The following is a 25667-nucleotide window of genomic DNA, read 5'->3' as shown; positions in this document are numbered from 1 at the left end:
TTATTGGTAAAATTACTCGTTATCTTTCGTGAATTGTAAGAAAAAGCATCTGCATCAAAGCATTTTTCAAACACACTCTGGGATTGAAAAATCCGGCAGTTTAATTGCTGCCGGATTTTTCAGAATCAGAAGTCTTATCTGTATTCATAATCTGATTAAGTTCATTTATCATCTCATCATCTTTCAGACGAAACTTTACTTCCACTCGTCTGGATGCATCCTTATCTACATTCCCATCGGAATCCAGAACCGGATTGGCTGAACCATGACCATTTACGGTCAGATAATTCTGAAGTTCTGAAATCTCATCAGAACTCAGGAAGTTCTCCCTGATTTCCGTCAGATACTGTGCAACTGCGAGAGAACGTTTCTGAGAAAGCTCCAGATTGTAATCATAGTCTCCGTCTGTGTCTGTATAACCGTCAATGATGATCTCAGCCAGATACTTCTTATAATCTTTCTGAAGAAGCACCTTACAGTAAATCGGAAGGATATCTGCAAGTTCCTGTTTGCCCTCATCTGTCAGTTCTGACTTATCATAGTCAAATAATACATTTGCATTGAGGGTAAGAGCACCTGTCTGAGCATCAATATCAACACTTACATTGTTTTTGGAAAACTCCTTCTGCAATGCTTCAATAACATCTGCCTTGACACCGATGATATTATCAATTTTCTTCTGCTGTGTGGCAAGAAGAGATGTTTTTTCATCAAGGCTGGCCTGCTGTTCCTTTAACTGTGCTGCCAGTTCTGCAAGAAGCTTTTTCTGCTTGTCAAGCTGTTCATCCTGGGAACTCAGCTTGCTGTTTTTCTCGTCCAGCTCACTCTGCTGTGCCAGAATTTCCGCTGTATACTGCTCCTGAAGAGCTATCTTGTCATCTCTCTCCTTAATACTCTCGTTATAACTTTTCTGAGCCTGAAAAAGAGTCACACACATAATCAGTATAAAAAGGAGCAGCACACCGGCCATCATATCAGAATAAGACCGCCAGACATTAAATCCGCCCTCTTCTGATTTCTTTCTTTTGCGCATATTTCTCTCCTTTTCTTATTTGAATAAGCTGAATTTACCTTTCTGGTTTTTGGAAATATTCTTCATATTTTTGTTCATCTCCTCCAGAAGTGCTTCCTGACGCTCGCTCTGTTCCTCCAGAAGTTTGCGTACTTCCTCCACAGATTCTTTCTGTGCCGCACTCTGAGCTGATTTTCCGCCTGAGAGATAAATATTGTTGTCTTCTTTCTGAACAGAAATATCTGCAAAGAGTCTGCGTACCTCTTCCATTGTCTCGTAAGTCATCTTCTGATAAGATACAAAGTCTTTCATCTTTACATCCAACTGTTCTACCAGTTTACGGTTAGCCTCAAGCACATCTTTTCCTGCCTGATTTGCAGCCGAAACCTTTTCCATTCCCTGCGCGGCAGCTTCCACATATTTCTGCATTGTCTGATTGCAGGCAACCCAGAATTTGGCAGAAGATTTCTCGGATTCATGCAGATAATCCGCAATGCGCTGATAATCCTGCTGCTGAAGCTTCTGGATTTCCTGATTATCCTGTGTGATTCTTGTTGCCGTAGACATATAACGGCCCTGAACCTGTCCCAGTTCATTTACAAGGTCTTTCATAGCTTCGCTCTGTTTTGCATAAGAGGTATTCAGCTGATTACTCATCGTCTGATAGAGCCTTGTAGTATAATCAATATTTTCTTTCTGCGCTTCCTTCAGCTGTACAAGAGCTTCATTGAAATCTGTGAACTGCATTTTAAATGAACCGTTCATCTCCCGCAAAAAAGTACGCAGGATATCCTGAACCACATCCTCCTGACATTTTGTTACAGATTCTGTCAGAATCTCCAGAGATTCTGTCATCTTCTGGAAAGTAGGATTGATTGCTTTCTCAAAACTCTCTGCCATCTGTGAGGTAAGCTGCTCTGCCATCTGTTTCATGGCTTTTGTCTGAACCTTCTGACTTGCAAGCATCAGGTTTCTTGACTCGCTCTCAGCCGCCGGAAGTACATAAAGATGAAATCTCTCCAGAAATCCCTGAAGCTTCGCATCCATTCCGGAATAAACGCTTTTCATTCCGGAACTGTAGATCAGTGCAAATGCAATTCCATAGATAGAAGTAAGGAATGCTACTTTGATACCATCTACCAGGGCAGATACAGAGGTAGTCATTGTCTCATAGCTGGATGGCTCAAAACTCTTAAGCCCCCATACCAGACCAATAAAAGTACCAAGAATACCAAGGCTAGTAAAAATATCCGGTGCCATTTCCAGAATCTTCTTATGTACATGAAGATCAATCTCGTCCTCATTTATGTAATCTTCAACATCTCCGATTCCTTCCTGGTTTTTCTCCATGGCATCTACAAAGCTGTCCATTCTGTCATCCAGATATTTATGTTCAAACATCCCCTTCAGGCAGGAAAGATCTTCGCTTTTGGCTTTTCCGGGTATTTTGAATATACTGGAAAGCTCCTGCGTTCCTCTTGCAAGAGCCTCTCCAATGCTGTCTACCCGAAACATACCGCCAAACAGTCCGGCCAGATAGATCACAGCCATAACAGCGAGGAATGCAAAGTTATAAATCATCGTGCCTGATGAACCATTCCCGGTCAGCAGCGTCATGGCAACACATCCGCCAAGCACCACCAGAAAAAGAACCGTATTCATAATTTTTTTGCCCATAATACACCTCCTGTGATTATTTGCAGATTCTGCACAAAATTACAGACAATTTCCTTTTTCGTATATCATATCACAACGTCATATCTGTCACAAGTAAAAATATAGTTACTGTTCACAGTAACGTATCCAAAATTCATTCCAGATTGCCTGCGGCAATGGAGTTTGGGCTTATATGTCTCGGGATAGTGGTGTATAAACAGTAACAAAATATATTAAAAGTCCGGCAGAAAAGCTGTACTCAAAGCACAGTTTTCCACCGGATTATTTTACAGAATTGTTATATTTCAGAATAAACTTTATCTTCTTCCAGAAATCTGGCTTTTCCATCTTTTACTTCAAGCAGATTGATACTGCAGTTTGGAGGCACACATCCATGCCAGAAATGTTCCGGATCCTGATAAACATTCTGAAGCAGTGCACGAACTGCACATCCATGAGAAGAAACAAGAATTGTTTTGTCTGCCAGAGCAGGATCTGTCGTTTTCTCCACCCAGAATTCTCTGGTGCGTTTCAGAATATCAGAAATGTTTTCGCCGTTTTGAGGACGTTCAAATTTCTGTGGCTCTTCAAAGAAAATTTCCATTTCATGGCTGATGATCTTCCCTTGTTCATCCTTAAACCGGCTTCCTTCAAGAACTCCAAAATCAATTTCCTGGATTCTTTTATCCTCAATAACAGGAATCTGCCTGTTTCCCAGCACATAATGTGCTGTCTGTCTCGCTCTTGCCAGAGGACTGGTAAAACAGATATCAAACGGAACATCTTTTAATGCTTCTCCTGTTCTTTTCGCCAGTTCAATTCCTTCCGGTGCAAGGGGAATATCCATTGCCCCCTGCACTTTTTTCAGTTTATTCCACTGAGTTATCCCATGTCTTAATACATAAATCAGCATTAACTTCTCAACTCGATTCCAAGATCTGTCAGACCATTCAGGATTTTCTTCATTGCAGCTGTAATCTCGCTCTCTTCCAGAGTCTTGTCATGGTGACGGAATACCAGAGAATAAGCCATGGATTTATATCCTCCTTTAATCTGGTTTCCTTCATAAATGTCAAATAACTGATAACTCTCCAGAATCTTTCCGCCTCTCTGAGTCAGAATATGTTCAATCTGTCCTGCAAGAACGGTTTTCGGAACGACCATACTTAAATCGCGGGTTACTGCAGGATATTTTGCAATTCCTGTGTATTTATGGTTGAAGCTTGCAAATTCAAGAACCGTAAGGATATCAATCACTGCCACATATGCCTTATCACCGATTCCATAAGTATCTGCAACCAGAGGATGAACCTCTCCCAGATAGCCCACAACCTTACCATCATAAACCATATTTGCCTGTCTTCCGGGATGAAGGTAAGTTTTTCCGCTGTTTGGATCATAATCTACTTTATCTCTCATTCCTACTTTCTCAAAGAACTCTTCACATACACCTTTCATGTCAAAGAAATCGCCGTTTCCATACATACCAAGTGTAAAGTGCATACGCTCATCCGGAAGTTCTGTAAGAGGAAGTGCTTTCGGACGATATACATTACCAAGTTCATAGAGACGTACATCTTTATTTCTTCTGTTATAGTTCGTAGCCAGAGAACTGAGCATACCGTTTAAAGTAGTTGTTCTCATGACACTGTAGTCTTCTCCCAGAGGATTGCTGATCACGATTCCCTGACGGAGCTTACTGTCAGCCGGAAGTCTTAATTTGTCAAATACCTTCGGACTTTCGAAAGAATAGGTCATTCCTTCAGAGAAACCACAATATTCCGCAATATCACGTGCCACTGCTTCAATACGAAGTTTAAACGGAAGCTTACCTGTTGTAGCTTCACCTGTAGGCAGAGTAGTCGGAATCTTATCATATCCGAAAAATCTTGCAACTTCTTCTGCAACATCAGCTACATAATGGATATCCTGACGGAAAGTAGGAGCTACGATCTCATTTGTTTTTTCGTCATAGGTCAGTTCTACTTTTGCCAGATAAGCAAGCATTTCTTCCGGTGTCAGGTCAGTTCCAAGAAGAGCATTAATCTTCTCCGGTTTGAAAGGAACTCTGGATGGTTCTCTTACTTCATTGCAGATATCTACCATTCCACCTACGACTTCACCTGCTCCAAGTCCCTCCATCAGCTGGCATGCTCTGTCGATAGCTGCCTGCGCATTGTTCGGGTCAAGACCTTTTTCGAATTTACCGGAAGCATCTGTTCTCAGACCGATTCTCTTGGAAGAAAGGCGGATATTTGTTCCATCAAAACATGCAGCCTCGAAAAGAACAGTTTTTACATCGTCTGTGATCATAGAATTCTCTCCACCCATGATACCGGCAATACCAACTGCTTTCTCACCGTCACAAATCATCAGTACCTGATCATCCATGGTACGTTCCTGTCCATCCAGCGTTACAAATTTCTCATCATTCTCTGCACGACGTACAACGATTTCTTTTCCTGCAATCCTGTCCAGATCATATGCGTGCATTGGCTGACCAAATTCTTCCATTACATAGTTTGTAATATCTACCAGATTATTGATCGGACGGATTCCATTGGAAGCCAGACATCTCTGCATCCATTTCGGAGATGGTCCGATCTTAACATTCTTTACGACTCTTGCGCAGTAACGTGGACAAAGTTTCGGATCTTCTACCGTTACTTTTACATAGTCAGAAGCTTTTTCATCATTTCCCTTACACTCTACAACAGGAGGACAGAATTTCTCATTAAACGTAGCTGCCGCTTCTCTTGCAATTCCCAGTACGCCGTAGCAGTCAACACGATTGGATGTAATTTCATATTCAAAGACAACATCATCCAGGCCCAGTGCCTTGATCGCACTCTCGCCTACAACAGCGTCTTCAGGGAAAATATAGATTCCGTATTCCGGTGCTTCCGGATACATTTCTCTTGTGCTTCCCAGCTCTTCGATGGAACACATCATACCATAGGAATCGATTCCGCGAAGTTTTCCTTTTTTGATTTCAATTCCACCCGGTGTTTTCTTTCCGTCATGTCCACCGGCAACACGTCCGCCGTCAAGAACAACAGGAACCTTATCTCCCTCTTTTACATTAGGAGCGCCTGTAACAATCTGTACAGTCTCTGTTCCGATATTCACCTGGCAGATGATCAGTTTATCTGCATCCGGATGTTTCTCAATTTTTTCAATCTGACCGATCACGATCTTATCCAGATCTGCGTCCAGTTTTTCAAAGCCTTCCACTTTTGTTCCTGTCAGTGTCATGGCATCTGTATATTCCTGTGCTGTCACATCAAGATCCGGCACATACATTTTAATCCAAGATAATGAAGTATTCATTTTGTTAATCCTCTTTCTATATTATAGCTCAGACTTATAGCAGCTTTCCCGGACAGAAATTTCCTCTTGGCTGCATAGCTCTGTTGTTTCAGACAGTCATTTCATTAGAACTGTTTCAGGAAACGGATATCATTCTCATAGAGCAGTCTCATGTCATCAATCTCATATTTCAGAAGTGCAATACGTTCAAGACCTACGCCAAATGCGAATCCTGTGTATTCTTCCGGATCAATTCCGCACATGCTTAATACATTCGGATGAACCATACCGCAGCCAAGGATTTCAATCCAGCCGGAACCTTTACAGAAACGGCAGCCTTTACCACCACACTTGAAACAGGATACATCCACCTCTGCGCTTGGCTCTGTGAACGGGAAGTGATGTGGTCTGAACTTAGTTTTTGTCTCAGGTCCGAATAATTCCTGTGCAAACTCCTGCAAAGTTCCCTTAAGATCTGCAAAAGTGATGTTCTTGTCAATAACAAGACCTTCGATCTGATGGAAAGAAGGAGAATGTGTTGCATCTACTTCATCTGAACGGAATACACGACCAGGTGCGATCATACGGATCGGCAGCTTTCCTTTCTCCATAGTACGTGCCTGAACCGGTGAAGTCTGGGAACGAAGAAGGATAGAATCGTTGATAAAGAAAGTATCCTGTTCATCACGTGCCGGATGATTTTCCGGAATATTCAGTTTAGTAAAGTTGTAATCCGCATACTCTACCTCCGGTCCCTCTACTACTTCATAACCCATACCAATAAAGATACGCTCTACTTCTTCCAGGGCGATGGTGTTCGGGTGACGGTGACCGATTTTAGCTTTCTTTGCAGGTAAAGTCACATCAATCACTTCCTGTTTCATCTTCTCTTCACGTGCTGCTTCTTCCAGTTTCTGTTTAGATTCATCAAGAAGTGCTTCTATCTTGCTTCTTGTTTCGTTTACAAGCTGTCCAACCTTCGGGCGCTCTTCCGGTGCAACATCTTTCATACTCTTTAAAATTGCAGTCAATTCACCTTTTTTACCAAGGTATGCCACACGTACTTCGTTCAGTTTTTCCAGACCTTCGGATTCACTGATCCGTTTTCCGGCTGCTTCAGCCAGTTCCTGAAGTCTTTCTTTCATATCCATGTTCTCTTTCTCCTTTATGTCATAATGTCAGAGAAGAAAAATCGTTACTGAGAACAGAATGAACAGTAACGTAAAATCTGACTCTGACTTGATAGCCACAAATCGCTCCGTTGCAAAAGCAGTTCTCGCAATTCATGTTATAATAGCAGAATTGGCAAACAAAAAACTCCGTCCCACTAAAGGGACGGAGTAAAATATCCGCGGTACCACCCTGCTTCCTGCATTTTCTACAGGCTCTCGGTCTGCTTAACGCGCAGTAACGTCATTTCCTACTCAGTAAATACTGTCATTCAGAAACGCGGCTCCGGTGGGAAATTCAGGAAATATCTGAACCTGAGGCAGCTTCCAGCCGATGGCTTCCTCTCTCTGACGGAAAATAAATCCCTGTAAACACCTTCTAAGCTTTTCATGATTATCAACACTAGTAATCATGCCACAGACGTCAAAATCTGTCAAGTACCATTTACATTATTTATTTTTAAGATATTCATCGATACCTTTGGCACCAGCTTTACCTGCACCCATGGCAAGGATAACAGTAGCTGCACCTGTAACAGCATCACCGCCGGCATATACACCATCTTTAGATGTCTTACCTGTTTCTTCTTCAGCAATGATACATCTTCTCTTATTGACTTCAAGACCTTTTGTTGTAGAAGAGATAAGAGGGTTCGGGGAAGTACCAAGAGACATGATAACTGTATCTACATCCATGTCATATTCAGATCCCGGAATTTCAACCGGACGACGTCTTCCGGAAGCATCCGGCTCACCAAGTTCCATCTTGACAACCTTCATACCTTTTACATGACCGTTCTCATCTACAAGGATTTCCTTCGGGTTAGTAAGAAGATCAAAGATGATTCCCTCTTCTTTTGCGTGATGAACTTCCTCTGCTCGTGCAGGAAGCTCTGCTTCACTTCTTCTGTATACGATATGTACTTCAGCACCAAGTCTTAAAGCTGTTCTGGCAGCATCCATAGCAACATTACCACCGCCTACAACTGCTACTTTCTTTCCTGCTGCGATCGGTGTATCATAAGAATCATCAAAAGCTTTCATCAGGTTGCTTCTTGTAAGATATTCGTTGGCAGAGAATACACCGCTTGCATTCTCACCCGGGATACCCATGAACATTGGAAGTCCGGCACCTGATCCGATAAATACAGCTTCAAATCCTTCGTCCTCGATCAGCTGATCGATTGTTGTGGATTTACCGATAACAACATTAGTCTCGAATTTAACACCTAATTCTTTAACTTTTTCAATTTCTTTCTTAACAACTTTCTGTTTCGGAAGACGGAACTCCGGAATACCGTAAACAAGAACACCGCCAAGTTCATGAAGAGCTTCAAATACAGTTACATCATAACCAGCTTTTGCAAGATCACCTGCACAGGTAAGTCCGGAAGGACCGGAACCGATCACTGCAACTTTATGTCCGTTCTTAACTTCTGCTCCAACAGGTTTGATATCATGTTCCAGAGCATAGTCAGCAACAAATCTCTCCAGCTTACCGATAGAAACAGCTTCACCTTTGACTCCGCGGATACATTTACCCTCACACTGGGATTCCTGAGGACATACACGTCCACAGATAGCCGGAAGTGCGGAGGATAATCCGATCACTTTGTATGCTTCTTCGATCTTTCCCTCTTTAATCTCTTCAATAAATCCAGGAATATTAATGGATACAGGACAGCCTTCCACACATTTCGGTTTCTTACAGCCTAAGCATCTCTGTGCTTCTTCCATTGCTTCTTCCTGATTGTATCCAAGACAAACTTCTTCAAAGTTTGTTGCACGTACTTTTGGATTCTGTTCTCTTACAGGAACTTTCTTTAACATCTTTGCATCTGCCATTACTTGTCACCTCCACAATGTCCACATCCGCCATGATGGGTATCACCTTCCTGAAGTTTCAGTAATGCACGTCCCTCTTCAGTCTTATACATCTGGCTTCTCTTCATAGCCTGGTCGAAATCAACGAGATGTCCATCGAATTCCGGTCCGTCTACACATGCAAACTTAATCTCATCGCCAACCTGAAGGCGGCATGCGCCACACATACCTGTTCCGTCAACCATGATCGGGTTCATGCTGACAATTGTATGAATGCCAAGCTTCTTGGTAAGAAGACAGACAAATTTCATCATGATCATCGGTCCGATCGCTACGCAGACATCGTAATGTTTGCCTTCGTTTGTTACCAGATCCTCAAGAGTCTTGGTAACCATACCTGCACGGCCATAGGAACCGTCATCTGTAGTAACATAAAGATTGGAAACTTCTCCCAGTTCTTTCTCAAGGATAACCATATCCTTAGTTTTTGCACCAAGAATAACATCTGCTGTGATTCCATGTTCATGGAGCCATTTTACCTGTGGGTAAACAGGGGCTGTACCAACACCGCCGGCAACAAATACCATTTTCTTTTTCTTTAATTCTTCGATATCTTCCTCAACAAATTCAGAAGGACATCCAAGAGGTCCTACGAAATCGCGGAATGCATCTCCTGCTTTTAATTCTGCCATCTTGATGGTAGATACACCAATCTCCTGGAATACGATTGTGACCGTACCCTCTTCACGATCATAATCACAGATAGTAAGAGGGATTCTCTCACCCTTCTCATCTAACTTAACGATAATAAATTGTCCTGGCTGACAATGGCTTGCAACACGCGGTGCGTGTACAACCATAAGATGGATCTTAGCTGCCAGTGTTTCAGCTTTTAAAATCTTATACATGGTTTTCCTCCTCGCAAATAATAAACCTCTATTAATAATACGCCAAAATCTGACATATGGCAAGGGTTGATTTGTAGCATATATAAGATTTTTTTCACTTTCAACACTCTTTTTCTATCATTTCATATAATTTTGCCAACGCTTCCTTAATACCGCCAACCTCATCGATCAGCCCTTCTTTTACTGCCTCTTTCCCTTCCAGCATGGTTCCTACATCTTTTACCAGCTGAGAAGTATCAAGCATCAGCTCTTCCAGACGTTTCTGAGATGCTCTGGAGTGTTCGGAAATAAATGTAGTGATACGGTCCTGAATTTTCTCCATATTCCGGTAAGTCTGAGCCACTCCGATAAACATACCATTGGAACGTACCGGATGGATCACCATCGTAGCACTTGGTACTGCGAAAGAATAGTCCGCAGATACGGCCATCGGAACTCCGATAGAATGTCCGCCGCCCAGAACCAGTGACACTGTTGGTATACTTAATGAGGCAATCATCTCTGCAATGGCAAGCCCAGCCTCCACATCTCCTCCCACTGTGTTTAAAAGGATCAGCAAGCCTTCTATTTCTTCATCATCCTCAATGATGGCAAGCTTTGGAAGTACATGCTCATATTTTGTAGTTTTGGAATGGGAGGGTGCAGACTCATGACCTTCCACCTCACCAATGATGGTCAGAAGCTCTACCTTGTGTTTTCGGGAATTGCTGTTTAAAACCACCTGTCCCATATCTTTGATCTGCTCATTGGTACTTTCCTGAACTTTATTTTCTGACTCCTGTGTCTCACAGTTTTGCAGCTTCATCCCTGTTTCAGACTCTTCTCTTTTTTCTCCATATCTGTTTTCAGACATAAAAATACCTCCATTTTCTCTATGGAGGTATTATGTGTGTTTCTTTTATAAACTATACATGTCCGACAGCAATAACCCAAAACAGGCAGTCTCAATATACCTGCGGTATTTTACTGCTCATCCCAGTTTGTCCAGTAATCTGTGACATCATCGTCATCATCCAGAAGATCCAGAGTTCTCTGAAGATCCTTGAGTGCCTGCTCATCTGTAAGCTCCACATAAGTCTGAGGAATCATGGCAACCTGTGCTTCTGCAATAGGCAGACCTGCTTTTTCCAGAGCTTCGCGAACTGCACTGAAATCATCCGGAGCAGTAAGAATCTCATAACTGTCCTCTTCCTCGCTGAAGTCCTCAGCACCGGCATCCAGAGCAAGCATCATAATCTCGTCTGCATCCATCTCACACTCTTCTTTGTCAATAATGATCTGACCTTTCTGATCAAACATATAGGATACACATCCCTGAGTTCCGATGCTTCCGTTACCCTTTGTAAATGCATTACGTACATTACCTGCTGTACGGTTCTTGTTGTCTGTCAGAGTCTCAACAATGATAGCAACACCGTTCGGGCCATAGCCTTCATATACAGCTTTCTCGTAGTTGTCTGCAGAATCAGCACCTGCTGCTTTTTTGATACCACGTTCAATTGTATCGTTTGGCATGTTGTTTGCTTTCGCTTTGGCAATTACATCACGAAGTTTGCTGTTGTTATTCGGATCCGGACCGCCTGCTTTGACAGCCATAACCAGCTCACGTCCGATTACTGTAAAAATCTTACCTTTTTTTGCATCGTTTTTCTCTTTCTTATGCTTAATGTTTGCAAATTTTGAATGTCCTGACATCTTTCTTTCTCCTTTTGTTAATTATTTTTATCTGCTGCTGTTTATACAGCAACATTATTATCCCGCTCCACCTTAACCTTGCCAATGGTTTTATTACCAATAGACAAGATTGTAAAACAGTATCCAATCGCTTTTATGCTTGTATTAACATCCTTATCTGCAGGAATATGTCCCAGAATATTGGTCAGATAACCGTTCAGTGTTTCAAACTCTGTATCCCCAAAATCTGCATCCAACTCTTCTTCCACATCCTCCAGATAAGCAAGCCCGTCAATGATCAGACTGTTATCTTTCTGTGCGCGGATCGTAATTTCATCCTCATCATATTCATCCAGAATATCTCCGACAATCTCCTCCAGAATATCCTCCATGGTAACGATCCCGGCTGTCTGGCCATATTCATCCACAACAATTGCCATATGAATCTTTCTGGCCTGCATAGTATGAAAAAGATCTCCAATCCCCCTTGTTTCAGGAATCAGGGATGCCTGGCGGATAATTCCGGGCAGTTCCTTCAACGGTTTGAACTTCGCCCAGGGATTCTGTGTCATAAACTTAAGCGCATCTTTATAATGGACAATTCCTTTGATATTGTCAATATTCTCCTCATATACCGGATAACGGGAATTCCCCTCTTCCAGCATAGTGTCAATCATGTTCTTGAGCAATATCTCCTCGTCAAAGGCCACCACGTTCTTTCTGTGAGTCATGATATCATGGGCTTCTGTCTCATTAAAAGATATGATATTCTGGATCATTTCCGCCTCATTCTCCTGGATGACGCCCTGTTCATGAGCTTCATCTACAATGGAAATGATTTCCTCTTCTGTGACAGACTTTTCTGTACGGTTTATCTCCACACCAAAAGGCACTGCTGCCAGTCTGGCGATCCAGGTGACAGATACAGTAAAAGGCTTTAACAGATTCAGCCAGAAATGTACCAGGTTCAGATACTTATATGCATAAGCTTCAGGATGATAAGTACCAACCCGCCGAAAAGCCAGAATACCGATTGCAGCAAGAAAAATCACGCACAACGCCATTACCAGGATCAGTGCAGGCACATGCTTTATGTATGGATAAAATGCATCCACAGCATATGGGACCAGAAAAGTACCAAAACAAATACCACATGCCATTACGATCAGCGGAATTGCATTGACAAACTGCGCCGGTTTGTCGATCAGAGCCATCAGCATCTGTGCTTTTTTATCGCCTTCCTCTGCTTTCTTCTGTGTATCATTCTCACTTATGTTTCTCAGCGCTGCGGCAAACCCGTAAAAGATTCCATTCAGCCACAACAGTAACAGTAAAACAAATAAGCCCCAGAGGGGCATACTACTGCCATCTTCCATTATATTATTCAGTCTCCTCCTTATTGAATATGCGTAATTACTGGTAAAATATATCACTTTCTCCATTAATCGTCAAGATACTGACCGGACAGAGATACCAAAAATTACTGTTCATTTATTGTTCACGCACTACTATCCGAGGCATGCAAGCCCCAAAATCGCAATACCGGATCAGATGATATATCCCTTAAAAAGTAAAATCAGAACGTAAGCTCCAGGCTGATCTCAAGTGCATGATTCACCTTATCCAGCATCGCATCATCCAGATGACAGACTTTATCTTTTAATCTTCTTTTATCTATAGTACGAAGCTGTTCCAGCAAAATCACAGAATCTTTTTCAATCCCATAGAGTTCCGCATTGATCTCAATATGTGTAGGAAGCTTAGCCTTGTTCATTTTTGATGTAATAGCAGCACAGATCACTGTAGGGCTGTGCCGGTTACCTACGTTATTCTGAATGATCAGAACCGGCCGGATTCCACCCTGTTCACTCCCCACTACAGGGCGAAGATCAGCATAAAATATATCCCCTCTTTTAATTACCACACAATTCACACTCCGATTCTTTCCGGTTTCAATTTACAACATTGCCATAAGAAGAAACCTTGTTATCAGCCGGATATTTCCTGTCCGGTTAAGATAAAGTATTTCCACCTTTTTCTTGTGTATACATGCGTGGTATATAAAAATCAGTTATCGCTCACTTCGTCTCTATTCAGCAAACAGTAACATTATATTTCTTTCCCGTTTTTAATATAGACTCTCGGCACACGCGGGCTGATATCACAGGCAAACTCATAGGAAAATCTGCCACAGAGATCACCAATCTCCTCAATACCGATAAACTCATCCCCGTCTCTGCCGATCAGTGTTACCTCATCGCCCTTCTTCACATCACCAATCTCAGTCACATCTACCATAAACTGGTCCATACAGACTCTGCCAAGGATCGGAGCCTTTTGTCCATGGATCAGAACCCAGCCTTTATTGGAAAGCTGCCTGGAATAGCCGTCTGCATAGCCCACCGGAACAGTTGCCACACGAAGCTTCCTGTCAGCCACATAAGTACCGCCGTAGCTGATCGCTGCTCCGGCAGGAACGTCCTTCACATAAGTCACATGACTCTTAAGTTCCATAACCGGCTCAAGCTTTACAATATCTCTCTCCACCTCAGAAGAAGGATAAATTCCATAAATTGTGATTCCGGCGCGAACAATATTCAGATTTGCTTCCGGCATACGTATGATGCCCGCACTGTTAGAACAGTGATGCAGAGGAATTTCCACTCCTGCCTCTTCTACGCGTCTTGAAAAATCCAGATACCGCTCCAATTGTACCATAGCCGGACTTCTGTCATACTCATCTGCTCTTGCAAAATGAGTAAACATACCCTCAATCTCAAGATTTGGAAGTTCTGAAATTTTTTTAATTTCCTCTACATTTTCCTGTGCATCCGCAAAACCGATCCTGGTCATTCCTGTGTCCAGAGCAATATGAATATGTACAGTTTTTTTCTGCAGAACCGCTTCGTCTGAAAGTTTCCTTGCCTCCTCATATTCGCACACTGCAGGACGGATCTCATAACGGACAAGTTCCGGAAAATATTCATCAAAAACAATTCCAAGGATCAGGATTGGTTTTGTAATCCCGGCTTCTCGCAGATGAATCGCTTCTTCCGCAGTTGCAGCCGCAAATCCCCAGATATAATCATAATCCTCAATGAGATGTGCAACCGGCACCGCGCCATGTCCATAAGCGTCAGCCTTTATGACTGCGATCATCTTTGTCTCTTCTGCAATATTTTTTCTCATTTCCCGGAAATTATGTTCTACTGCATCCAGTGAAATGACTGCTTTTACTCTGCTATCTTTCTTCATAATAATTTTCCTCTGTTATTTTTTCATGTTAATATCTGCAAATTGTTTCACAGATTTACTGCCTCAAAATGAATATCCTATCTTAGTATTTCCGGCAGAAAACAGATGATATCTCCTGCGGTCATCCCTCGCTGCCCTACTGTTTCAGCAGCCAGATCACCTGCCAGCCCATGCACATATACACCAAGTGCAGCCAGCATAACAGGAGAAAATTTCTTTTCTGCTGCCAGATACATACACTGTATACCGGCAAGCACACCGCTTAACACATCTCCACTTCCCGCTGTAGCCATTCCTGCATTACCCGAAATGTTCAAATACATATCTCCAAAAGCATCTGCCACCACAGTACAGGCATCCTTCAGAACGCAAACCGCTCCAGACTCCTTTGCATAATCAGCTGCGGTCTGTGCCAGACAATCCTGGATCTTACCGATTTCTTTTCCGCACAGACGACTCATCTCACCAATATGAGGTGTCAGGATCACATGTTCCCCGATAAAACGCTTCCAGTTGTCATGGACTGACAGAAGATTCAGGCCATCTGCATCCAGAATTACTGTTTTTTTACACTCAGCTGCCTTCGCCAGAAACCACTGAGCTCTTTCCCTGCTCTGCGCTCCGGTTCCAAGACCTGGTCCTATCACAAGCACATCACACCAGTCAAGCATTGCCTGGTTTTTTTTCTCATCAAAATCACAGGTGATCATGGCTTCCGGCAACAGTGTCTGCAACGGAATCCTGTTGGCCTCCACGGTCTGAATTCTCACCATTCCCGCAGAGCTTTTCAGAGCAGCTGCTGCACTCAGATATGCAGCTCCGCACATTCCTTCGCTGCCAGCTATAAGAAGAACCTTACCGAAGGTTCCTTTATTTCCATAGGGAACTCTCTCCGGAAGCATTTTCAAATCTTCACGTTCCAGATGATGCATACAGATTTTCTTTCCGGGTATGGAATAGATTCCGATATCCGTAACAACGATCTCACCGCCATACATGCGTCCGGGATAAAAACACAGCCCTCTTTTGCGAAAAGCAAAGGTAACCGTAAGATCTGCCCGGAATGCAATTCCCTTCTCAAATCCGGTGTCTGAGTCAATCCCGGATGGAATATCCACAGCTACTTTATACGCAGATGCCCGGTTCATTGTACTGATAAGCTCTGCATATTTTCCCTCTACAGGTCTGCTCAGTCCAACCCCAAAGATGGCATCTACTATAGTAGTATATTCATCCGGATCCAGGTTATGCACCCGGGGCACCTGATAATATTCTGCTGTTTTAAGCTGTCCGGCAGTTTCAGCAGTCATTTTCTCTTCCTTACCCGCAATATAATACCAGGTTCTGACTCCTCTCAACTGAAGCAGTCTGGCAATCGCCAATCCGTCTCCGCCATTGTTGCCGGTTCCGCAGACCACAAGGATTTTCTCTTTTTCTTTATTCTTTAATCTCTGTACAATCTCCTCAACCGTCTTTAATGCCGCCCTCTCCATAAGTACCGGAGACGATATCCCGGCTTTCTGAATCGTATTATGGTCCAGTTCTTTCATCTCAACAGCAGTTACAATCTCTCTCATCTGTTCACCTCCTGTTTACAATAACACATTTACATACAAGACAAAAGCTGTGATCAGATGACCACAGCCTTGTGTTTCACAGTTATCCCTTACATTCCTTCATGTTCCTTTCTGTACTCACTCAGGTTATAGGACAAAGTCATAAGACTCTCTGAAAGATGTACGTTCTCTACCATTACATCCTCCGGGGCATCCAGATCAATATGTGCAAAATTCCAGATTGCCTTAATTCCATTATCAATTAAAATCTTTGCCATCTCTTTGGCTTTGTTTTTAGGAAGAGTCAGGATTGCAATCTCAACCTCATTCTCCTTCAGAAACAAAGGAAGATCGCTCAACATCTGAATCTCAATTCCACGAACTGCAATCCCCTCAAGTACAGGATTGACGTCAAAAATACCAACCAGCTTAAATCCGCGCTTTTCAAAATCCACATAATTGGCCAATGCCTGTCCCAGATTACCGGCACCCAGAATAATCATCGGATGTACAGTATCCAGCCCAAGGATTTTACCGATTTCTGTATACAAATAGCGTACATTATAGCCGTAACCCTGCTGACCAAAACCACCGAAATTATTTAAGTCCTGACGAATCTGGGAAGCCGTCACATGCATCTTCTTGCTAAGATCATTTGAAGATATACGCTCTACATTCTCCTCCATCAATTCACCGAGGTAGCGGTAGTACCGCGGCAGACGCTTGATTACCGCTTTCGAAATTTCCTTAGCTTCCACAAATTTTCCCTCCTTAGCTTATCTATGTCAATTATACCCAGATGTTATTTTATTGTCAAATTAAATTTGTACTTTTTGACCAAATATTTCTGTATTTTTTTATCAATTTCATTCTGAAAAATTCCCCGGAATATCATATTTTCTTCCATACATCTATCCGATGCCTTCTTTTCCCTGGACAAAATCTCTTAAAATGCTTTCAAAAACAGGCATTTTCGATTATAATAGTACGCGGACAAATTACAAACGGAGGAATTCCTATGATTTTATCATGTCAGAATATCTGTAAATCCTTTGGCGAAAAAATCATTCTCAAGGATGCCAGTTTCCATATAGAAGACCGCGAAAAGGCAGCTCTCATCGGCAATAACGGTGCAGGCAAGACGACTCTGCTGCGAATCATTATGCATGAGCTCTCCCCGGATTCAGGAAACGTGGTACTTGCCAAAGATAAAAATATCGGCTACCTTGCCCAGTATCAGGACATTCATGGCCATCATACCATTTACGAAGAACTGATTTCCACCAAACAGCACATTATTGATATGGAGAACCGTCTGCGCTCTCTGGAACAGGAAATGAAAACCACCACCGGAGATGCTCTGGACAGCCTGATGAATACTTACACAAGACTGAGTCACCAGTTTGAACTGGAAAATGGTTACGCTTACAAAAGTGAGATCATGGGTGTATTAAAAGGTCTTGGTTTCACAGAAGAAGATTTCGAACGCCAGATAGAAACTCTTTCAGGCGGCCAGAAAACCCGCGTAGCTCTGGGTAAACTGCTTCTTGCCAGCCCTGACATTCTTCTTCTGGATGAGCCTACCAACCATCTGGATATGGAGAGTATTTCCTGGCTGGAAACCTATCTTCTGAATTACCCGGGTGCTGTATTTATCGTATCCCACGACCGTTACTTTCTTGACAAAGTCGTAACAAAAGTTGTGGAAATCGAAGCAGGAAATATGCGTATGTACAGTGGCAACTATTCTGCCTATGCCCTGAAAAAAGCCCAGTTGCGTGACGCCCAGTACAAAGCCTACCTGAACCAGCAGCGGGATATCAAACATCAGGAAGCAGTCATTGCCAAGCTGAAATCCTTTAACCGCGAGAAATCCATCAAACGTGCGGAAAGCCGCGAGAAAATGCTGGATAAAGTCCAGCGCATTGATAAACCACAGGAGATTCAGAATCAGATGCGCATTTCCCTGGAACCAAGATTTGTCAGCGGAAATGATGTCCTTACTGTGGAAAGTCTTTCCAAATCTTTTCCCGGACAGACACTTTTCAGTGACATCTCCTTTGAGATCAAACGTGGAGAACGTGTAGCCCTGATTGGCAATAACGGCACAGGCAAAACCACCATGTTAAAGATCATCAATGGGCTGATCGATGCAGACAGCGGCAGATTTACTCTTGGTTCCAAGGTACAGATTGGCTACTATGACCAGGAACACCATGTTCTTCATATGGAGAAAACTATTTTTGAGGAAATCTCAGATGCTTATCCCACACTTACGGAAACAGAAATTCGAAATATGCTGGCAGCATTCCTTTTCACAGGGGATGACGTATTCAAACTGATCTCCGCTCTGTCCGGCGGAGAAAGAGGTCGTGTTTCCCTCGCCAAGCTGATGCTGTCCGAAGCAAACTTTCTGATCCTCGATGAGCCCACCAACCATCTGGATATCGCTTCAAAAGAGATTCTTGAAGAGGCATTGAACAGTTACACAGGAACAGTATTCTATGTTTCCCACGACCGTTACTTCATCAACCAGACAGCTACCCGGATCCTGGATCTGACCAATCAGGCAATTGTAAATTATATCGGAGATTACGACTATTATCTGGAGAAAAAAGAAGAGCTGACGGAAAAATATGCTCCGGCTGCCGCTCAGGCTGTGACAGAAGCAAAGCAGGCTTCTGATAACAAGCTTTCCTGGCAGCAGCAGAAAGAAGAACAGGCCCGCCAGCGAAAACGAGAGAACGAACTAAAAAAAGTAGAAGCCCGCATTGAAGAACTTGAAACCAGAGATAAAGAGATCGACGAAACCATGATTCTCCCGGATATCTGCACAAATGTGGCAGAATGTGCGAAACTCAGCAAAGAGAAAGCCACCATTACCGAAGAATTAGAAGGATTATATGAAAAATGGGAAGAACTTGCATAATGCAGGTTCTTCCCATTTTCGCAGTTTATAACTTTTTACAGGTTTCTCCGCTGCAGTGTGATCCTGCCCGGAGAACTTTATAATGTTATAGAAACATTACCGGATAATTTCTGACATTATAAAATTTCATCCAGTCTCTCTCTGATGGCAAGGATGAAATCTTTACTGTTCAGTACTGTCACATCCTCAAGAGAAGTGATCAGCGCAAGGTCTTTTGTCATCTTACCGCTTTCAATCGTCTCCAGAGTCGCCTTCTCCAGTTTATCAGCAAATTCCATCAATTCTTTATTGTCGTCCAGCTCACCTCTTTTTCTCAGAGCTCCGGTCCATGCAAAAATAGTTGCTACAGAGTTAGTAGATGTCTCCTCACCTTTCAGATAGCGATAATAATGTCTCTGTACAGTTCCATGAGCAGCTTCATATTCGTAATATCCCTGTGGAGATACCAGTACAGATGTCATCATAGCCAGAGAACCAAATGCTGAAGAAACCATATCGCTCATAACATCTCCATCATAGTTCTTGCAGGCCCAGATAAATCCGCCTTCAGCCTTCATGACACGAGCTACGATATCATCGATCAGGCTGTAGAAATATTCAATGCCTGCTGCCTCGAATTTCTCCTTAAACTCATCTTCATAAATAGTTGCAAAGATTTCCTTAAAACGTCCGTCATAAATCTTGGAGATCGTATCCTTGCCGCCAAGCCACAGGTTCTGTTTTGTATCCAGTGCATAATTAAAACAGCATCTTGCAAAACTTGTGATAGAATCATCCAGATTGTGCATACCCTGAAGCACACCCGGTCCCTCATAATGATGGATCAGCTCTTTTCTCTGCTGTCCGTCTGCACCTTCAAATACCAGATAAGCATCTCCGGGGCCGTCAATATACATCTCTGTGTTCTTATACACATCACCATAGGCATGACGTGCGATGGTGATCGGTTTCTTCCAGTTCTTAACACATGGTTCAATACCCTTCACTACGATTGGGGCACGAAAAACAGTTCCGTCGAGAATTGCACGAATCGTTCCGTTAGGACTCTTGTACATTTTCTTTAAGGTATACTCTTCCATTCTTGCCTTATTAGGAGTGATAGTGGCACATTTCACTGCAACGCCGTACTTCTTTGTAGCCTCTGCTGCATCAACAGTTACCTGATCATCCGTTTCATTTCTGTATTCCAGACCAAGGTCATAATACTCAGTGTTCAAATCAATATACGGAAGAAGAAGCTCATCTTTGATTATTTTCCAGAGAATTCTGGTCATCTCATCTCCATCCATCTCCACAAGTGGTGTCTGCATCTGAATTTTTTTCATGTTAATCCTCCTCTTTGGCTCTCATCCAGTTAACTATCATGATAGCCGAAAACAGACCGTTCGTCAATGCTTTTATACATTAAAGCAATATTTTGCCAAATAAAATGATTACTGATCACAGTTCCATAAAGCGTTCCAGATCCAGTTCTCCCCATCCCTGCTGATTCTTTGGCAATCCCATATCCCTGGCACTTTCTTTCAATTTCATCTTGATCTGAACATTAGTCAGCTCCGGATTCTTCTCAAGCATCAATGCTGCTGCCCCTGCAACCAGAGGTGTAGACATAGAAGTACCACTCTTCACTCCATATCCGTTATCTGCCCCCGGTGCACAGGCAAGAACATGATTCCCAGGTGCAACCAGATCCGGTTTACAAACACACTCAAATGTAGGTCCCCTGCCGGATATGGCAGTCCGTCCTGTAAGCAGATCGCTGGAGCCTACTGTGATAATCTTCCGGCTGCTTCCCGGTGCTGTCACACTTCCTGCCTTCGGTCCCTGATTTCCTGCCGCAGCAACTACCACCAGACCTGCATCCCAAAGTTGTTCCACACCCGCAATCAGAACTCTGTGATCTTCTGCTCTCCTGCAGGTTGTTCCCACCGAGATATTCACTACACGTATCCCATAATATCTCTTATTCTCCAGAATCCAGCGAAAAGCCTGTAAAACATCTTCTTTCCTGCCATTTCCCGTTCTGTCGAGCACCTTCAGAACTATCAGGCTACACCCGGGGGCAATTCCTCTGATCCGTCCTTTCGAAGCCCTTCCGTCACCGCCAATGATCCCACATACATGGGTTCCATGAGAATTATCATCATAAGGTCTGATACGATGTCCGATGAAATCTTGAAACGCAAGTATTCTCCCTGTAAAATCTATATGAGGAAAAATCCCGGTATCCAGAACACACACACCCACGTGCTTTCCTGTATATCCGGAATCATCTGAATTCTTCATAAAAAATCCTCCGAATCATCTGGATAATGAAATCTTACCGCAACTGTTCATCAGGTCGCTGCAAAGACAATGAACATCTGCGTCTTACTTTAAATTATTCGGAAGATTATATTTTCGTGTCCGACAGTTTCTCCTGTCATATCTCCGTTTTTCTGTAAATAAAATGTATAAAGCTTCCATGATATGCAGATACTTCTGATATGCAAAACAACAGGCATATACAGAATCTGTTACAGAAATCCCGAAAAATATCCTTATAGCAATTTCATAAAATAACTGTAACCATCTGCATAATATTAAGGAGACAAATTATGACTGCATTATTATTGATACTGGTATTTTTACTCTTTCAGACCTTCGTCCTGCTCTGCTGTGTAGCTGCCGGAAATGACGCTGCCTCCCAGGAAATCTCCGATCAGGAACAAATGGAATTTATCCGGGAATGGAAAAAGATACATTGCAGCAGCCCTCAAAAATAAAGGGCTGCTGCAATGTGCTGATAAACCTTCTACATCACATAACAGTCATATCGTATTGCTTTTCCTTTTAATATATAAGAAGGCTCTCTTCCATCAAGACAGACGCTCTTAAGAGGACGTTTTACGATAATTCTGGAAGGTCCGGCTTTGATAGCTGCATCAAAAAGATCTTTTTCCTCAGAACATGGAGGTTCAAGTTTCTGGATCAGCTGAAGTTTTTTATTTATCAGACCGGATTTCTGTCTCTTTGGGAACATGGGATCAAGATAGATCACATCTACCGGATCCATAAGTTTCTCCATACATGACACACTGTCACCCTCCACCAGTTTCATTCTGGAAGCAATGTCTTTTAATACGGGATGCTTTCTGGCACGCCGGAGCGCATCCTTCAAAAGTGCGGCGATCACCGGATTCTGTTCGTATAATGTCACCTCATAGCCATATGCTGCAAGAAGGAAACCATCCTCCCCCATACCTGCAGTGGCATCAATTGCTTTCAGATGTTCTCCCTCTGTTTTGACCGCACGTACCAGCATTTCATGGGAAAGTCTTCCGTTTGTGACTCTGTGCAGCATTCCTTCAAAATCTCCCTGATATGTCAGGCCATAACCGGTAAGTGATACGCCCCGGGAGTCAAACATTACTGTCAGATGTTCTCCCGGTTTGTCCATAATCGGAACATTGTTCTTTCTGGCAAAAGATTCTGCCATTTCTCTTTGCCCGCCCTTACCCAGGCAGACTGTTATCTTATCATTCATTTACACATTTCCCGCAAAATTTAATTTTCTTTTAATGCTTTTTCTATTTCAGAGATCACAATTCTGAGTGCTTTGATACGGGCATATTTCTTGTCAACAGATTCCAGTACATGCCATGGCGCAAAGGAAGTGTTTGTCTTCTGAAGCATCTCATTGACAGCCACTTCATAGGCATCCCATTTCTCTCTGTTTCTCCAGTCCTCATCTGTGATCTTCCATTGTTTCTCCAGATTATTCTGTCTCTCCTGAAAACGCTCCAGCTGTGTATCCTTATCGATCTGTACCCAGAATTTAATAATGACTGCACCCCAGTCTTTAAGTTCTTTCTCAAACTCATTCATTTCGTTGTAGGCACGTTTCCAGTCATTTTCACTGCAAAATCCCTCCAGACGTTCTACCATAACTCTGCCATACCAGGTTCTGTCAAAAATAGCGATATGCCCATTTTTCGGAAGTCTTGTCCAAAAACGCCATAAATAATGTCTGGCCTTCTCATGTGGTTCCGGACTTGCAATTGGATGTACTTCATAACCCCGGGGATCCAGAGCTTCTGTAATACGTTTGATGTTACCTCCTTTGCCTGCCGCATCCCAGCCTTCATACGTGATGATCACAGGAATACGTCTCCTGTACAGTTTATTATGGAGTTCCCCCAGTTTACTCTGGAGCTGTTTCAGTTCTCCCCTGTACTCCTCGTCATCCATTGTTTTATCTCTCAGATCAATATCCGACAGACGGGGAATCTGCTCCAGAGGGAATACATTCTGCAAAATCGGAACGGAATGTGCCTGATTCTGCATGGCAACTTCAATATTGCTTACCATAGTCTCCAGCACCTGAAGTTCCGCCCATTTTCTGTCACTGGCATCTATGATGTACCATGGTGCAGAGGAAGCATTCGTGTCAGACAGATACTGAGAAAATACTTTTGCACATTTTTTGTAATGTTCATTCTGCCATTTATCAAAGTCTGACACACGCCATCTGGTGTCTTTATGATCCAGAAGTAATTTTTCACGCCGCTTCTGTTCATCCCTGTCAATCTGCATAAAGAATTTCAGCACCAGATAACCATTATCTGTAAGCTGCCGCTCAAAACGGCGGATGCTGTCAATCCGCTGTGTATAACCTTCGCCTTCAATCTCGCCCGACAGACAGTCTTTACAAGTCTGCTCCATCCAGCCGGAATCCAGAAATGTAAATTTTCCGGCTTCCGGAATCTGTTTAAAATAGCGATACAGAAATGGATATCTCAGTTCTTCTGCTGTGGGAGCTGACATAGTGGCAACCTTAAAGAAACGCGGATCAATATTCTTAATGACTTTTCCGATCGTACTTCCCTTGCCGGAAGATCCCCAGCCTTCAAAGAGTACGATTACCGGGATCTTATGTTCCTTGATTTTCATCTGAAAATCATAGAGCTGACTTCTTGCTGTCTGCAGACGGGTTTTGATTTCCTCTTTTTCCGGCATATGTGCCGGAGTCCATGTTGTAAGCATAACATTGATCCTCCTTTTATTTTTCTTCGTAACTGTTCAATACTTTCACAGTCAGAAGCTGTTGAATAGTTGCCCTTTTCATTAATAGAATATCTCAAATTCAGCTGAAATAATCATAACATGAAATCTGTTTATCGTAAAGCAGGTGTATGATATCACTACTGAATTGTTTTAACTGCATTATTTTATGGGATTACTATGGATTTTTTCTAAAGCCACAATATTTTCAGGATATTCTTCCCAGGTGAGATTTCGTTTGATCCTGGCCGGACTGCCCATTACCAGAGAACCATCCGGTATCACAGTATTCTTGGTAACCAGGCTTCCTGCACCTATAATACAGTCCTTTGCCAGGCAGATCCGGAAAGATTTGCCCGCCCCCAGCTGATGAGCATTACAAAATTCCTGTCTGGTAAAAGACAGCTTCTTCTTTTTATAATAAAAATGATCATATCGGATTTCAGAATTTCCGTAATCCTTTCTCAGGCCGTTATCAAAAGCAGCATTCAAATGATAATAAGGTAATCATCCGTATCTGTTTTCTCACAGTTTATCATCTCTTTGCGTCAATCCATATTTTTTTAAATCCACCGTTCCATTGACAACCTCAATTCCATCTGCTTCCAGTAGCTTTTTCTGTACATCTTTACCGCCGAAGGCAAAAGCCCCTGACAGTTCTCCTCTGAAATTCACTACCCGATAACAGGGAATATGCTCCGGATCCGGATTCTTATGGAGGGCATTCCCTACCGCTCTCGACATTCTCGGATTCCCTGCCATTTCGGCAACCTGACCATAAGTTGCAACGCATCCTTTTGGAATTTGCTTCACTGCCTCATAAATCTTCTTTGTCGGGCTGTATGTTACGAGATCATAGCTTTCGGATATCATTCTTTTAATATCTTTATCCGGTACCGTCCCATTTAGAATAATGGTATTCCAATGTTCCTTATTCTGATGATAACCAGCCTGTACAGATTCATAGGCACTTCGCCAAAAATCACGCCACTCCGGATCTGCTTTTACATTCAGATTAACATAACCGTTTCGTTCATAGATCCATAAAAAATTTTTTTGTTTTCCCTCGCTCTTACCACTTGCCAGTTCTGATCACGGAAAGGTCTTTCCGTATATGTATTCTGAAATGATAAACCGAATTCCAACGCTGCTTCTCGTGTAATCATGCAATTTTGATTCATTTATTTCACCCTTATTCCCTGAAATTATTTCTGGCATCTTCATAATCTCTTGGAAGTCCCTCAAACAAAATTATTGCCTTATCATACTGTTCCTCTTCATTCGCTTCCTCTATTGTCACACTCTCCTGTACCTGCATATCCGTATACTGAA

At 42.7% G+C, this 25667-nt stretch carries 20 protein-coding genes, 1 pseudogene and 1 other annotated feature; of the genes and pseudogenes, 1 reads left to right on the top strand and 20 read right to left on the bottom strand.

The window, feature by feature from the left end:
* Positions 1 to 100 precede the first annotated feature (100 nt).
* The 14 genes from LJE12_RS08445 to LJE12_RS08380 all read right to left on the bottom strand — a co-directional run bounded on the left by LJE12_RS08445 (position 101) and on the right by LJE12_RS08380 (position 17121).
* A complete protein-coding gene (locus LJE12_RS08445; RefSeq protein ID WP_055052420.1) occupies positions 101 to 1033 on the bottom strand; it encodes an OmpA family protein in 933 nt (310 codons plus the stop codon).
* A 15-nt stretch (positions 1034 to 1048) separates the two neighbouring features.
* The gene (locus LJE12_RS08440; RefSeq protein ID WP_008703914.1) at positions 1049 to 2689 is read right to left on the bottom strand and encodes a MotA/TolQ/ExbB proton channel family protein; all 1641 of its coding nucleotides are present in this window, start codon (positions 2687 to 2689) and stop codon (positions 1049 to 1051) included.
* Between the two features lie 277 nt (positions 2690 to 2966).
* Complete coding sequence (locus LJE12_RS08435; protein WP_022379995.1) at positions 2967 to 3581, bottom strand: histidine phosphatase family protein; 615 nt, start codon at positions 3579 to 3581, stop codon at positions 2967 to 2969.
* The gene (gene pheT / locus LJE12_RS08430) at positions 3581 to 5998 is read right to left on the bottom strand and encodes a phenylalanine--tRNA ligase subunit beta (RefSeq protein WP_227226357.1); all 2418 of its coding nucleotides are present in this window, start codon (positions 5996 to 5998) and stop codon (positions 3581 to 3583) included. The genes LJE12_RS08435 and pheT overlap by 1 nt, the downstream gene beginning before the upstream one ends.
* Before the next feature lie 104 nt (positions 5999 to 6102).
* Positions 6103 to 7122, bottom strand: a complete 1020-nt coding sequence (pheS, locus tag LJE12_RS08425) for a phenylalanine--tRNA ligase subunit alpha (protein ID WP_026648180.1) — start codon at positions 7120 to 7122, stop codon at positions 6103 to 6105.
* Positions 7123 to 7305: 183 nt separating this feature from the next.
* Positions 7306 to 7537, bottom strand: a binding site (T-box leader).
* A gap of 59 nt (positions 7538 to 7596) precedes the next feature.
* Positions 7597 to 8991 (bottom strand): NADPH-dependent glutamate synthase, encoded by a 1395-nt coding sequence (gene gltA, locus LJE12_RS08420; RefSeq protein WP_055057464.1) that lies wholly within the window; start codon positions 8989 to 8991, stop codon positions 7597 to 7599.
* Positions 8991 to 9878 (bottom strand): sulfide/dihydroorotate dehydrogenase-like FAD/NAD-binding protein, encoded by an 888-nt coding sequence (locus LJE12_RS08415; protein ID WP_055052424.1) that lies wholly within the window; start codon positions 9876 to 9878, stop codon positions 8991 to 8993. The genes gltA and LJE12_RS08415 overlap by 1 nt, the downstream gene beginning before the upstream one ends.
* Before the next feature lie 100 nt (positions 9879 to 9978).
* Entirely contained in the window at positions 9979 to 10731 is a 753-nt protein-coding gene (locus LJE12_RS08410; protein WP_022379998.1) for a ClpP family protease, read from the bottom strand.
* A gap of 110 nt (positions 10732 to 10841) precedes the next feature.
* Positions 10842 to 11573 (bottom strand): YebC/PmpR family DNA-binding transcriptional regulator, encoded by a 732-nt coding sequence (locus LJE12_RS08405; RefSeq protein ID WP_008703925.1) that lies wholly within the window; start codon positions 11571 to 11573, stop codon positions 10842 to 10844.
* Between the two features lie 41 nt (positions 11574 to 11614).
* Positions 11615 to 12928 carry a hemolysin family protein gene (locus LJE12_RS08400; protein WP_020994044.1) on the bottom strand — a complete coding sequence of 438 codons (1314 nt, stop codon included), beginning with the start codon at positions 12926 to 12928 and terminating at the stop codon, positions 11615 to 11617.
* Positions 12929 to 13128: 200 nt separating this feature from the next.
* Positions 13129 to 13476 carry a type II toxin-antitoxin system PemK/MazF family toxin gene (locus LJE12_RS08395; protein ID WP_020994045.1) on the bottom strand — a complete coding sequence of 116 codons (348 nt, stop codon included), beginning with the start codon at positions 13474 to 13476 and terminating at the stop codon, positions 13129 to 13131.
* Positions 13477 to 13661: 185 nt separating this feature from the next.
* The gene (gene alr / locus LJE12_RS08390; RefSeq protein WP_008703932.1) at positions 13662 to 14807 is read right to left on the bottom strand and encodes an alanine racemase; all 1146 of its coding nucleotides are present in this window, start codon (positions 14805 to 14807) and stop codon (positions 13662 to 13664) included.
* Positions 14808 to 14884: 77 nt separating this feature from the next.
* Positions 14885 to 16384, bottom strand: a complete 1500-nt coding sequence (locus LJE12_RS08385) for an NAD(P)H-hydrate dehydratase (RefSeq protein WP_118339560.1) — start codon at positions 16382 to 16384, stop codon at positions 14885 to 14887.
* Positions 16385 to 16473: 89 nt separating this feature from the next.
* Positions 16474 to 17121, bottom strand: a complete 648-nt coding sequence (locus LJE12_RS08380) for a redox-sensing transcriptional repressor Rex (protein ID WP_022380002.1) — start codon at positions 17119 to 17121, stop codon at positions 16474 to 16476.
* 260 nt (positions 17122 to 17381) lie between these two features.
* Between LJE12_RS08380 and LJE12_RS08375 the strand changes: the two genes are divergently transcribed.
* On the top strand, positions 17382 to 19292 hold the full coding sequence (locus tag LJE12_RS08375; RefSeq protein ID WP_055052427.1) for an ABC-F family ATP-binding cassette domain-containing protein: 1911 nt from the start codon (positions 17382 to 17384) through the stop codon (positions 19290 to 19292).
* Between the two features lie 116 nt (positions 19293 to 19408).
* Here the strand turns inward: LJE12_RS08375 and LJE12_RS08370 are convergent, their stop codons facing one another.
* The 6 genes and pseudogenes from LJE12_RS08370 to LJE12_RS08345 all read right to left on the bottom strand — a co-directional run bounded on the left by LJE12_RS08370 (position 19409) and on the right by LJE12_RS08345 (position 25501).
* Positions 19409 to 20617 carry an NADP-dependent isocitrate dehydrogenase gene (locus LJE12_RS08370; RefSeq protein ID WP_055057469.1) on the bottom strand — a complete coding sequence of 403 codons (1209 nt, stop codon included), beginning with the start codon at positions 20615 to 20617 and terminating at the stop codon, positions 19409 to 19411.
* Positions 20618 to 20732: 115 nt separating this feature from the next.
* Positions 20733 to 21578, bottom strand: coding sequence for a S8 family peptidase (locus LJE12_RS08365; protein WP_227226359.1), 846 nt, complete (start codon positions 21576 to 21578; stop codon positions 20733 to 20735).
* 508 nt (positions 21579 to 22086) lie between these two features.
* A complete protein-coding gene (locus LJE12_RS08360) occupies positions 22087 to 22818 on the bottom strand; it encodes a class I SAM-dependent methyltransferase (protein WP_008703940.1) in 732 nt (243 codons plus the stop codon).
* A gap of 20 nt (positions 22819 to 22838) precedes the next feature.
* On the bottom strand, positions 22839 to 24317 hold the full coding sequence (gene pap, locus LJE12_RS08355; RefSeq protein ID WP_227226361.1) for a polyphosphate:AMP phosphotransferase: 1479 nt from the start codon (positions 24315 to 24317) through the stop codon (positions 22839 to 22841).
* A 180-nt stretch (positions 24318 to 24497) separates the two neighbouring features.
* Positions 24498 to 24827, bottom strand: coding sequence for a hypothetical protein (locus LJE12_RS21055; RefSeq protein WP_118408852.1), 330 nt, complete (start codon positions 24825 to 24827; stop codon positions 24498 to 24500).
* A 33-nt stretch (positions 24828 to 24860) separates the two neighbouring features.
* Positions 24861 to 25501: pseudogene (locus LJE12_RS08345) on the bottom strand (methylated-DNA--[protein]-cysteine S-methyltransferase).
* Positions 25502 to 25667 lie beyond the last annotated feature (166 nt).

Origin of the sequence: Blautia sp. DFI.6.71 (assembly GCF_020593585.1) — a bacterium.
Lineage (GTDB): Bacteria > Bacillota > Clostridia > Lachnospirales > Lachnospiraceae > Blautia_A > Blautia_A wexlerae.
Note: the sequence above shows the minus strand (reverse complement) of the source record. Positions and strands in the feature narration are given on the sequence as shown.